The 12,366-nt window shown below is 46.5% G+C and carries 13 protein-coding genes; 12 read left to right on the top strand and 1 reads right to left on the bottom strand.

The genetic code is table 11. The annotated features are described in order from the left end of the window. Positions 1-143: 143 nt before the first annotated feature. Positions 144-371 (top strand): DUF1127 domain-containing protein, encoded by a 228-nt coding sequence (locus tag NBZ79_RS05260; protein WP_251936095.1) that lies wholly within the window; start codon positions 144-146, stop codon positions 369-371. A gap of 163 nt (positions 372-534) precedes the next feature. Continuing rightward, complete coding sequence (gene uvrB, locus NBZ79_RS05255; RefSeq protein WP_274706876.1) at positions 535-2,709, top strand: excinuclease ABC subunit UvrB; 2,175 nt, start codon at positions 535-537, stop codon at positions 2,707-2,709. On the opposite strand, the gene modA is transcribed toward uvrB, so the two are convergent. Beyond that, entirely contained in the window at positions 2,706-3,500 is a 795-nt protein-coding gene (modA, locus tag NBZ79_RS05250; protein ID WP_251936094.1) for a molybdate ABC transporter substrate-binding protein, read from the bottom strand. The genes uvrB and modA overlap by 4 nt on opposite strands. 94 nt (positions 3,501-3,594) lie before the next feature. On the opposite strand from modA, the gene NBZ79_RS05245 reads away from it, so the two are divergent. The 10 genes from NBZ79_RS05245 (at position 3,595) to NBZ79_RS05200 (ending at position 12,362) form a co-directional block, all read left to right on the top strand. After that, complete coding sequence (locus tag NBZ79_RS05245) at positions 3,595-4,524, top strand: TraB/GumN family protein (protein ID WP_251936093.1); 930 nt, start codon at positions 3,595-3,597, stop codon at positions 4,522-4,524. A gap of 181 nt (positions 4,525-4,705) precedes the next feature. Next, positions 4,706-5,677, top strand: coding sequence for a calcium/sodium antiporter (locus NBZ79_RS05240; protein WP_251936092.1), 972 nt, complete (start codon positions 4,706-4,708; stop codon positions 5,675-5,677). 24 nt (positions 5,678-5,701) lie between these two features. Continuing rightward, positions 5,702-6,460, top strand: a complete 759-nt coding sequence (locus NBZ79_RS05235) for an SDR family oxidoreductase (protein ID WP_251936091.1) — start codon at positions 5,702-5,704, stop codon at positions 6,458-6,460. Next, positions 6,453-6,866 carry a dihydroneopterin aldolase gene (locus tag NBZ79_RS05230; RefSeq protein WP_251936090.1) on the top strand — a complete coding sequence of 138 codons (414 nt, stop codon included), beginning with the start codon at positions 6,453-6,455 and terminating at the stop codon, positions 6,864-6,866. The genes NBZ79_RS05235 and NBZ79_RS05230 overlap by 8 nt, the downstream gene beginning before the upstream one ends. A gap of 413 nt (positions 6,867-7,279) precedes the next feature. Continuing rightward, the gene (uvrC, locus tag NBZ79_RS05225) at positions 7,280-9,202 is read left to right on the top strand and encodes an excinuclease ABC subunit UvrC (RefSeq protein ID WP_251936089.1); all 1,923 of its coding nucleotides are present in this window, start codon (positions 7,280-7,282) and stop codon (positions 9,200-9,202) included. Between the two features lie 74 nt (positions 9,203-9,276). Next, complete coding sequence (gene pgsA / locus NBZ79_RS05220; RefSeq protein WP_251936087.1) at positions 9,277-9,840, top strand: CDP-diacylglycerol--glycerol-3-phosphate 3-phosphatidyltransferase; 564 nt, start codon at positions 9,277-9,279, stop codon at positions 9,838-9,840. Positions 9,841-9,898: 58 nt separating this feature from the next. Next, positions 9,899-10,420, top strand: coding sequence for a molybdopterin-guanine dinucleotide biosynthesis protein B (mobB, locus tag NBZ79_RS05215; protein ID WP_251936086.1), 522 nt, complete (start codon positions 9,899-9,901; stop codon positions 10,418-10,420). After that, entirely contained in the window at positions 10,404-11,660 is a 1,257-nt protein-coding gene (gene moeA, locus NBZ79_RS05210; protein ID WP_251936085.1) for a molybdopterin molybdotransferase MoeA, read from the top strand. Before mobB ends, moeA begins: the two co-directional genes overlap by 17 nt. After that, positions 11,657-11,908 (top strand): molybdopterin converting factor subunit 1, encoded by a 252-nt coding sequence (moaD, locus tag NBZ79_RS05205; RefSeq protein WP_251936083.1) that lies wholly within the window; start codon positions 11,657-11,659, stop codon positions 11,906-11,908. The genes moeA and moaD overlap by 4 nt, the downstream gene beginning before the upstream one ends. 1 nt (position 11,909) lies before the next feature. Beyond that, a complete protein-coding gene (locus NBZ79_RS05200) occupies positions 11,910-12,362 on the top strand; it encodes a molybdenum cofactor biosynthesis protein MoaE (RefSeq protein ID WP_251936082.1) in 453 nt (150 codons plus the stop codon). Positions 12,363-12,366: the final 4 nt, after the last annotated feature.

Raw genomic sequence — 12,366 nt, 5'->3', positions numbered from 1 at the left:
CAAATTTTCAGATTAGAAAAACTAATCTATCCTATTAGTATTTGTCGTTTGTAATCAAGCTAAAAATAGACGACATATAGATCATTAAAAAGCCAAGGGATAAAGACATAGGGTCGTCCCGGCGAGTTCGAAGGAGAAGGAAAATGGCATCAAACCACATCATTATTAATGACTTAGGTGGAAAAGCAACACGCAATTCGGAAGCTAAAACTGGATTTTTTGGCTCAATTGTGGAATCTGTTGTTAAATGGCAAGGAAGAGCTTCCATGCGCCGCCAGCTTGCTTCCTTAGATAAGAAATATTTGGTTGATATGGGAGTTTCTTCACAACAAGCTCTCGATGAAATTTCCAAGCCATTCTGGCGCGCCTAAATAATTCAAGCTGCCGTTCGGATACAAGCCTGTTTTCCTTCCTGTCTACTGGCCATCCGAGCGGCTCCCCCTTATTTGATCTTCATCACATTAGTATAGGAATTCTTCCTCCAGCTCTCAGTTTGAGATAGAATTTTTCAGATAATCTGCCTATAAACAGATCATGCAAATTCAGAACAAAACTGAAACATCAGGTTTAGAGGAAACGTCCGCCACGTTCATACCTCATCGACCAGTGAGGCCAGAAAAATCGCAAGGTGGCATAGCCTTTAAGGTCGTTTCCGATTATGAGCCGGCCGGAGACCAACCAGAAGCCATCAAGGATCTGGTTTCAAGTATTGAGCAACATGACAAAGACCAGGTCCTACTAGGTGTCACCGGCTCGGGAAAAACGTTCACAATGGCTAAAGTCATTGAACAGGTTCAACGGCCGACGCTCATTCTCGCCCATAATAAAACTCTTGCCGCTCAGTTATACGGGGAGATGAAAGCATTCTTTCCAGACAACGCGGTGGAGTATTTTGTTTCTTATTATGATTATTATCAACCTGAAGCTTATGTTGCCCGTACCGATACATATATCGAAAAGGATGCATCAGTAAACGAGCAGATAGACCGACTTCGACATTCGGCCACGCGCGCACTCCTAGAACGAGATGATGTCATAATTGTTGCATCCGTATCTTGCATCTACGGTATCGGGTCGGTTGAGACTTATAGCGAAATGACGCTGCATTTAAAAACTGGCCAAACATTTAACCGCCAGGATTTGTTGAAGAGATTGGTAGAGATTCAGTATCGTCGCAATGACGCAAGTTTCACACGCGGCACATTCCGGGTGCGCGGCGATACCATTGAAATTTTCCCGGCCCATCTGGAAGATCGTGCCTGGCGGCTTTCCCTGTTCGGCGATGAGTTGGAAACGATTACAGAATTTGACCCCCTCACCGGTGAAAAAACCGGAAAGCTTGGCGAAGTTCGTATTTATGCCAATAGCCACTATGTAACACCAAAACCAACTTTGCGTCAGGCTCAGGAAAAAATTAAGATTGAGCTTAAATCACGCCTTTCTGAATTTGAAACAAATGAGAAATTGCTCGAAGCGCAACGGCTCGAGCAGCGGACGATGTTTGATTTGGAAATGATGGAAGCGACGGGTGCTTGCGCTGGGATTGAGAATTATTCGCGTTATCTTTCGGGGCGAGGACCAGGCGAGCCACCGCCCACGTTATTTGAATATCTGCCGGACAACGCTGTTTTGATGGTTGACGAAAGTCATGTCACCGTCAGCCAGATCGGCGCAATGTACAAAGGCGATTTTCGCCGTAAATCAACTCTTTCCGATTACGGCTTCCGACTCCCCTCTTGCATGGATAATCGACCACTAAAATTCGAAGAATGGCAGTTGATGAGACCGCAAACTATCTTCGTCTCTGCAACGCCCGGCCCGTGGGAGTTGGAACGGACCGGTGGTGCATTTGTCGAACAGGTTATTCGTCCAACCGGTCTTACGGATCCCGATTGCATTATTCGCCCGGTTGACACGCAAGTGGACGATTTGATGCGTGAATGCAAACTATGTGCAGAAAAAGGGGAGCGGGTTCTCGTAACAACATTGACGAAGAAAATGGCCGAGGACCTGACCGAGTATTTCCATGAGAATGGCATCAAGGTCCGCTATCTTCATTCCGATATTGATACATTGGAGCGCATTGAAATCATAAGAGATTTACGCCTTGGAACCTTCGATGTGCTCGTTGGAATCAACCTGTTGCGTGAAGGCCTTGATATACCGGAATGTGCCCTTGTCGCTATTCTTGATGCGGACAAAGAAGGGTTTTTACGATCTTCAACATCTCTTATACAAACAATCGGCCGGGCCGCACGGCATGTAGATGGCCGGGTCATACTCTATGCAGACAAAATCACCAAGAGCATGCAATACGCACTTGATGAGACAAAGCGACGCAAAGACAAGCAAGAAGCGTTCAATTCTGAACACGGCATTACCCCAATGTCTGTCCGGAAAAATATCGGCGACATCATGCAAAGTGTCTATGAACAAGATCATCATGAGGTCGGCCTGGGGTTGGAAGACGCAACCCATATGATAGGTCATAACCTGACGGCCCACATTGAAGATCTGGAAAAGAAAATGAAAGAGGCCGCAGCGGATCTCGAGTTTGAAGAGGCGGCTCGCCTGCGTGATGAAGTCAAAAAACTACAAGATCGCGAACTAGGTATTGGTGGGCCTAGAACTGGCCGCCCCCAAGGGCGTTCAAGCAAGGGCCGGGCAGGAAATGGCCACGTTCTTGGTGGTCGCTCCCGGCAATCTTAATTCTTCAAGGTCACAAAGCCATATTGATCGAATATATCCCTGCCGTCCGGCGACAGAACAAATTTAACAAATTCCTTCGCAGCATGACTGTCATAATCTTTGATGAGGCCCAGCCCATAAATGATAGCTGGATATGAATCTGGCGGAAATGTTGTTACAACTTTGAGGTTTTTACTCGTCTTGGCATCTGTTTCATAAATAACAGCAAATGGCACTTCTTCTCTTTCCACTAAAGCTGTTACCGCCCGGGCATTTGGCAAAGCAACATATTTGCCTTTAAGGGCATCCCACAATTTCAACGAATGTAACGCAGCTTTTGCATATATTCCAACAGGTACATGATCTGGATTTCCAATTGCAAGAAATCCGCCTTCCAGCATCTCAGGCAAATTATCAATGATGAAAGGGTCAACTACGCGCTCTTCCTTTGGCGCTACGAGAACCAGTTGATTTGATGCGATCTCCTTATACCCGTCTTCCAGAAGCAATTTTTCGTTCACAAGATAATCAAGCCATGTTTTATTGGCAGAGATAAATATATTCGCGGGAGCGCCTTCTCTAACTTGTTTAGCTAGTGTTCCGCTACTGGCGAAAGACGTCGTTACCTGAAATCCCGTGCGGCGTTCGAATTCAACAACAATCGCACTAACGACATCTGTTGTACTTGCTGCTGCAAAAACGACAATATCCCGCTCAGCAGACATTGCTGGCCGGACACAGAGAACAGCAATTACCGCAGTAATTAGCAGTTTGTAAAAGATATTTCTAAACCTCAGTCTTCCGATTGGCATTCCATTCCCCCACATAAATGCTAATTCGTCTAAATCTCCTATTGTATGTTACTGTGCCGCTAATCTTAAGTTTTCGCAATCAAAGAGAACTCATATGAAAGAAATTTCAAAACTTCTATTTGGCCTGGCGGCGCTACTATTAATTTCGGTGTTTTCTCAAAATGCCGTCGCAAAAGTCGATGCTCCGGAAAATTGTGAGGCGAGACCCTATGACAAGGGGCGGCTTTGGAAGGTAATGCGCGAGGGGGCTCCTCCAAACTATATTTTTGGCACCATGCATTCCAAAGATCCCCGTATACTTCATCTCCCTGGTGTCATCATGCAGGCATTCAACTCATCACATACTGCCGTCTTTGAGACTTCATTGAAGAATGAGGATATGGCCCGCAGCCAGGCAATGATGCTCTTACCACAAGGGCAGAGTTTAAGAGCGGCAATTGGTCCTGAGCGATTCAAAAAACTGGCTGGAATTGCTGCACCGTACGGATTAGATGCACAAACTCTAAATCGCGTAAAAATATGGGCGGCCGCAGCGATAATCAGCCAACCCCCACCCGCATTGGAAGGCAATGCTCCTAAAATGGCTCTATTGGATAAAGAGCTTGAGAAATCGGCAATAAATGCAGGAAAAACTGTACTTGCTCTTGAAACCAATAAGGAACAGCTGAACGTTTTTGATAGTACACCTGTGGAAATCCAGCTCGAGTATTTGGATCAAAGTATCCTCGAACATGCTCGTTTGGAGGAAGAGCTCGAAACAATTACTTCATATTACTTGTCGGGAAATACCGGCTGGATTGCTTGCGATCTGGAAGAAGCGCTCGCTTCTGCCAGCGAAGGCCTAAACTATTTGATATCAGAAAAATTGGTTGATGAACGTAATCGGCGCATGGTTGAGCGAATGCTGCCCGCACTTAAGCAAGGCAGCGCTTTTGTTGGCATTGGCGCCTTACATTTGCCGGGTGAAAACGGAGTTTTGGCTCTTTTGCGGGCAAAAGGTTATTCAGTAGAGAAAAAATATTAAATGGTTTTGAAAGCTCATCGCATTTGCAAATGCGCCACAGGAGAGCCAATTCTATACGGTTTTATTTAGCATAACTCTTTTACTGTTGGTGCTCCATGTCTATATAACATCAGATCACCACTTCTAAACAGCGAAACAGGAAGAAAGAAATCCGGATGAACCCACAGGACATTTACATTTTATGATGTATTTTCAAGTGGCCGCCGGCTTAGTGATACTTCTTGTCTGCGGTGAACTTCTTGTCAGAGGTTCTGTCGCACTGGCTGAACAGATGGGCATCTCCAAACTTGTCATTGGTTTTACGATCGTCGCCTTCGGTACATCTGCACCAGAACTTGTTGTCTGCATTCAGGCCGCCTTGGACGGTGCACCTGGTATTGCCATCGGTAACGTGGTCGGTAGTAATATTGCCAATGTACTATTGGTTCTTGGAATACCGGCCCTAATCTACCCCATTGTCTGCGACAATCGTTCTGCATTAAGGGACAGCCTAGTTATGGTCGCTGGATCAATCCTGTTTATGGTTCTTGCCTGGAATGGAATGATCGACTTATGGAAAGGCGCTATCCTGCTTGGACTGCTTATCGCCGTTATATTACGTTCTTACCTTAGAGCCCGAAAAGAAGGCGATGAAGGGGCGGAAGAGGCGCTGGAGGAATACGAGCAAAATATGCCCAAGAGCGTATGGATAAGCCTTCTGTTTATCCTTTTGGGCTTAGGCGGGTTGGTACTTGGATCCCGATTACTGGTTCATGGCGCAGTAACCATTGCGACTGTCGCAGGTGTGTCAGATGAAATAATCGGCCTTACGCTTGTTGCATTGGGTACTTCATTGCCAGAACTCGCAACATCTATAATTGCCGCTGTCCGTCGTCATGGTGACGTCGCCATCGGTAATGTTCTTGGATCAAACCTGTTTAACATTACTGGCATAATCGGCGTGACAGCGATGATTGAACCTTTAACTGCACCGGCTCAAATTCTTCATTTTGATTTATGGGTCATGCTTTTTGTGTCCTTACTTATGCTCCCGATTTTTCTGTCGAAAAAACCCATTGGACGAATTATAGGCGGCGTTTTCTGTGTAGCGTATGTCGCCTATATCACCACACAATTTTATGGTATGTCTGGGGTCTATACTGCTTCTTTATAATCGATCTGCGGAACGTCACTTCAAATGTCAAAAAGTGTATTAATAACCGGCGCCAGCCAACGCATTGGGCGTTCGATTGCCTTATCTTTTGCAAAAACCGGTTGGAATATAGCACTTCATTTCAACACCTCACGAGATGCAGCGGAAAAAACCAAGGCGGAACTTGAAGCTCTCGGAGCCTGTGTTGCCCTTTTCAAAGCAGATTTGAGTGAGCCGGCAGCCGTGTTAGAATTGATACCGAAAGCATCTGCGGAAATTGGACCGCTTTTATGCCTCGTCAATAATGCGGCACGCTTCGAGATGGATAATATATTCGATTTTACCGCCAGCAGTTTTGATGCTCACCTCAAATCAAATCTCATGGCACCCGCCCTATTGTCACAAAGCTTTTTCAATCAATTGCCTGATAGTCTCCAGGGCAACATAGTCAATATCATTGATCAGCGGGTTTTTAACCTGCGCCCTGAATTCTTATCTTACACGCTGAGCAAAGCCGGTTTATGGACACTGACACAAACAATGGCCATGTCCATGGCGCCGAAAATTCGAGTTAATGCAATCGGTCCCGGCCCAACTCTGGCCAACACAAGACAATCAACGGCGCAATTTAAACAGCAACAAGCATCTGTGCCTTTAGGATATGGGCCGTTACCAGAGGAAATTGCGAGAGCAGTTCATTTTATTTTGGAATCGCCTTCAATGACAGGTGAGTTTATTGCGCTTGATGGTGGACAACATTTGCCGACCGCAAAGATCGCGATGGAAGGGGAACATAATGGCTAAATCGGAAACCGCGAAATTCCATCATCCATTTCGGGTTACGCATCCGACTGCATCGCATACTGTTTTTATCAATGATCTGCTGATTAATATGCTCATTGGCGTCTTTGCTCACGAAAAGACAACACCGCAGCCGGTTCGGGTTTCCATCGAGATGACTGTTGACGATAGTCGGGTGCCTGTCGCCGATGATTATCATAACGTGGTATGCTATCAGACAATAGCTTCTGCTGTTGTGGATCTTGCAACACGTGAGCATGTCAATCTGGTTGAAACACTGGCGGAAAAAGTAGCGGTAATCTGCCTTAACTATGAACGAGTTAGTTTGGTTAAAGTGAAAATTGAAAAACTCAAAGCCATAGAAAATACCACTAGTGTTGGCGTGGAAATCATCCGTGGCAAGCAATAAAATCAACGTGTTTTCATCTAATTTGGTCCAAAATATGTTGAATCCCACAGCCAGTTGTGCACATTGACTTGATCGTGCCTTAATCAAACTGTCATGATCTTGAATAATAGTGAAAATCTAGCAGTCTCACGCTTGACATTTAAAAAGCTAAACAAAATCAATGAATTACAAATTTGCCTAAAAAATAGGCAGACCCGTCGAAGGCTAGGTTTCTTGTGACCTACAGGGTTATGTAAGCGGCTTACCCACAAAGTTTTCCACAGGTTTGGTGGATAGTGTAAAAAATCTGTTAAAATAAAAATCATACGAAATCATAAATTCACTAATGTTCTTTTTTTATAAGGCAGTTAGGGTATTTTATTGATCATAGTATTAGATAGTTTCCGTAACTCTTAACCGCATAAATGGCTCATATGTCAGATTTGGCTTCAGAAAACATAGAATCGACCGGCGAGTTGACCGAATCGCCCTTTCGGCGCGGTGCGGATATCATCCAAAAGGTATTGAAAAATCTACCTTCCTCACCTGGCGTCTATCGTATGATAGATCAAGGTGGCGCCATCTTGTATGTCGGCAAAGCCAAAAACCTGAAAAAGCGGGTAAGCAGTTACATTAAAACAGCTGGCCAATCGAGCCGTATCATGCGGATGGTATCGCTGACGCGATCGATGGAATTTGTTTCTACGCACACGGAAGTTGAAGCCCTGCTGCTGGAAGCCAACCTGATAAAAAAATTAAAGCCGCGCTACAATATAATTCTTCGGGATGACAAATCCTTTCCGTATATTTTGATCACCGGTGATCACGAATGGCCCCAAATCACCAAGCATCGGGGAGCCCGTTCCAGAAAAGGGGAATATTATGGCCCCTTTGCCTCAGCTGGCGCTGTAAACGAGACTTTGGCAACTTTCCAACGCTTGTTCCCGTTGCGCTCTTGCTCGGATTCAGAATTTCAAAACAGAACGCGTCCTTGCCTTCAATATCAAATCAAACGATGCGCCGGTCCATGTGTTGATCTGATTAGCCGTACGGATTACCTAACGGTTGTTGACGAAGCTCGATCGTTTCTGTCTGGGCGTAGCCATAGTCTGCAAAAGAAGCTCGCCGACAGGATGCAAACGGCAAGCGACGACCTCGATTTTGAACAAGCCGCTGTGCTGCGGGATCGACTGAAAGCCATGGCACATATACAATCCAAGCAAACTATCAACCTTCCAAAAGTGGATGAAGTTGATGTTGTCGCCGCGCATCAGGAAGGTGGGCAAACTTGCGTTCAGGTATTTTTTATCCGGTCCGGTCAAAATTTCGGCAATCGAGCACATTACCCTTCCCATACAAAAGAAGATGAACCAGCCGATATCCTAAGTGCCTTTATTGGCCAGTTTTATGATGGTCGCCCAGCCCCTCGGCGTATCTGGACAAGTCATGACCTGGCAGATGCCGATCTCATCGGAGATGCCCTCTCTATTGCAGCGGAACACACTGTAAAAATCCAGACACCGAAACGCGGGTTAAATAGAGGACTGGTAGACCATGCGGTCTTAAATGCAAAAGGAGCCCTTGCACGTCGCATGGCGGAAAATGCAACACAGCGAAAACATCTGGAAGGTATCGCCACCGTGTTCGATCTTCCCGCCCCGCCAAAAAGAATAGAAGTCTATGATAACAGCCATATTTCCGGCACGCATTCCACCGGTGCCATGATCGTCGCCGGCCCAGAGGGATTTGAGAAAAAAGCCTATCGTAAGTTCAACATCAAAGATAATCAGTTAGCTCCCGGAGATGACTACGGGATGATGCGGGAAGTACTTACACGGCGATTTATCCGGCTGCAAAAAGAAGATCCGGAAAAGGCCGGCCCAGAGTCGTCTGGCTCTCGAGAACAATGGCCGGATCTTATTCTTATCGACGGTGGTCAGGGTCAATTAAGTGTTGTTCAGGATGTCTTCGACAAACTAGGTGTCGAGGACGTGGCGCTAGTTGGTATAGCGAAGGGGCCGGATAGAAATGCAGGGCGTGAACGCTTTTTTATGACAGGAAAAGCTCCCTTTTCTCTACCGGAGAAAGACCCTACTTTATATTTTTTACAGCGGCTACGGGATGAAGTGCATAACTTCGCGATTACTACCCATCGTGCGAAAAGGTCACGGGCTATCGGTCGATCCCCCCTGGATGAAATACCGGGAATCGGAGGCAAACGCAAAAAGGCACTTCTAAATAGATTTGGGTCAGCCAAGGGCGTTGAACAGGCGGCATTAAGTGATTTGGAGGCTGTCGAAGGAATATCCAAAAGAACAGCAACTATCATTTACAATTTTTTCCATGAAGAAAGCTGATTTCAGCTCTTTCGCTCCTGCATTGAGCGCCTTATACTGCCCTTTTTTATTGGACCTGCAAGGTCAGTCGATGCATGCTCTTTAAATTACCAAACATACTCACCCTGTCACGCATCGTTGTCATTCCGTTGCTATTGGCCTCAATGTTTTTACCGGGAGATTTATCCAGCTGGTTACCGCTTGGGCTGTTCATAGCGGCTGGAATTACAGATTTCCTCGATGGATACCTGGCACGACGGTATCAGCAAACATCCAATCTCGGCAAGTTCCTGGACCCAGTGGCTGACAAAATACTGGTGGCGTCAGTCTTGCTGTTTCTGGTTGGCATTGGCCGCGTGTCCGATTGGGAACTTATACCGGCTGTTATTATCCTTTGCCGGGAAATCATGGTCTCCGGTTTACGGGAGTACTTGGCTGAGCTTAGGGTAGGCCTTCCGGTTAGCAAACTGGCAAAATGGAAAACTGCGTCACAAATACTGGCATTGTGTTTCTTACTTGGCGGACCAGCTGTACAGGAAACATTCGATGCAATGCTCGTTGGTGAAGCTCTTTTGTGGATAGCTGGCATTTTGACTGTTTGGACAGGCTATGATTATTTACGGCTTGGTCTGAAGCATATGGTTGAAGAGGCATCCTAACTGATTTAATTCTAACTCCTGCGTATGATCAGAACGAGTTCCAACAGGCATGGACAATATGAATATTCTAGGTATTTCGGGTTGGAGCGGAAACGGTAAAACGACGTTGTTAACGCGCCTTATTCCAGCGTTAATTCAACGTGGTCACACTGTCTCGACAATAAAGCACGCGCATCACAAATTTGATATTGACCGGCCCGGCAAAGACTCGTTCCGTCACCGCGAAGCTGGCGCACATGAAGTTCTGATTTCCTCCGCAAATCGATGGGCTTTGATGCATGAAAATTTGGACGAAGGTGAAGCACATCTCGAGCAACTTATTGAGAAAATGGTACCTGTGGATTTGCTGCTGATTGAAGGTTTTAAGACGGAGGATTTTCCAAAAATTGAAGTTTGGCGGGAGGAAAGTGGCACGACCCCCCGGATGGGTTTAGATGGGACAATTATCGCCATCGCCTGCCCCAATGGGGAACTTGAGGCAAGCATACCGGTGCTTAATTTGAATGACGAAAATGAAATAGCTGATTTTATAGTCTCGCATTTTCAAATGGAGGTGGCTTTAGATGCCCCGGCTAGCTAACGATTGTTTCGCAAACAGCGATGATATGATTAGTGCACAGGAAGCACTTGGCCGTATTCACAATGCTGTTGATCAATCGGTTGGAATTGAGAACTGTTTGCTGGCCAACTGTGCCAACAGAGTTCTTGCCGAAACCATTTATGCACCACGAAACGTTCCACCTGCTGATAATTCCGCTGTGGACGGCTATGCATTTGCCTATAGCGATTATGAAAAGAAGCCGCACCAGTTTCGAACAGTGGTTGGAAGAAGCGCAGCGGGAGCGCCTTACCAAGGTGAGGTATCGGAGACGGACACTGTCAAAATATTGACAGGTGCAGTAATGCCGAAATCTTTGGATAGCGTCGCGATGATCGAAGATGTCCAGATTGAAAACGATAAAGTCCGGCTTCCGATCGGCTTGAAACCTGGCGCCAATTGCCGAAAAGCGGGAGAAGACATCACAAAGGGCAACTTATTGCTAGAAAAAGGAACGTTACTACGACCACAGGAAGTGGGATATCTCGCGTCAATCGGGCTATCAGAAATTTCCGTTTTTCGGCCCGTTACCGTCGCTTTATTTTCTACTGGAGATGAATTAATAAATCCGGGCAGCCTGGAATTCGAAGGAAGTATTTTTGACAGCAACAGAATGATCCTGGCTGCCATTTTACGCGGCTTTGGCTGTCAGGTAACAGATCTCGGTATCCTGAAGGACGAACTGGAGATTGTTCGCTCAGCTTTATTGAAGGCATCTGAGACACATGATCTTGTTATAACGTCAGGCGGTGTTTCCATGGGAGACGAGGATCACGTCAAGAATGCCCTTCTCAAGGCAGGGCAACTAAATTTTTGGCGCATCGCAATTAAACCCGGCCGACCGCTGGCACTTGGACATATTGGTGACGCTGCATTCGTTGGGCTTCCGGGCAATCCCATCGCCGCCATGGTATGTTGCTTGAAATTTGTCCGGCCCCTTGTTGCGGCCTTAAGCGGAGTTACTCTCGCACCTGCCCTGTCTTTCCAGGCGCATGCGGCATTCTCCATTCAAAAAAAGCCGGGGCGTACAGAATGGCTTCGGGCGCGCTATACCGCCGGATCACAGGGTATCGGCGAGATCGAAAAATTTCATACAGATGGATCCGGCGTGCTATCGTCTGTGATATGGGCCAATGGATTGATCGAACTAGGAGACGAAGTGACAAAAATTGATCAAGGAGACCTGGTGACGTTCCTACCGTTCTCGGAGCTAATGAAATGAGAATTCTCTATTTCGCCTGGTTGAAAACCAAGCTCGGCATTACTGAGGAAACGGTCGCATGCAGCGCAGAAATCTATGATGTTGATAGCCTCGTCGCCTGGATAAAAACCCGCGGGCCCCAATTTCAGGAAGCATTTATAGATATGGACGTTGTCCGTATCGCCGTAAATCAGGAATATGTTGTCACCAATGTCCCCTTGAAAAATGGAGATGAAGTTGCCTTCTTTCCGCCGGTAACCGGAGGATGAAATGATCCGGGTTCAACCAGAAATATTCGATACCGGGCAAGAGATTAAGCGGCTGACTGCGGATCGCACAGATATTGGAGCTGTTGTCAGCTTTACCGGCTTGGTACGGGATTTTAATGATGGCTCAGATGTAACCAGCCTGACTTTGGAGCATTATCCCGGAATGACGGAACGAGAGTTGGAAAAAATCGAAAAAGAGGCAAATTCCCGATGGGATCTGCAAGCCAGCCTGGTTGTTCATCGATTTGGAACCATGGCACTTGGCGAGCCCATAGTGCTTGTCATTACTGCGTCCGCCCATCGCGAGCAGGCGTTTGAAGCCGCGTCTTTCCTAATGGATTGGCTGAAAACCAAAGCGCCTTTCTGGAAACAAGAGGAAAACGCAAGCGGTGCTCGGGATTGGGTGAAGGAACGGAAAAGTGATATTGAGGCTGCAAAGCGCTGGAAGGGTTAACACC

It is taken from the genome of Sneathiella marina (assembly GCF_023746535.1).
Taxonomy (GTDB): Bacteria; Pseudomonadota; Alphaproteobacteria; order Sneathiellales; family Sneathiellaceae; genus Sneathiella; species Sneathiella marina.
The sequence above is the reverse complement of the archived record's forward strand: the minus strand, read 5'-3'. Positions and strand labels throughout refer to the sequence as shown.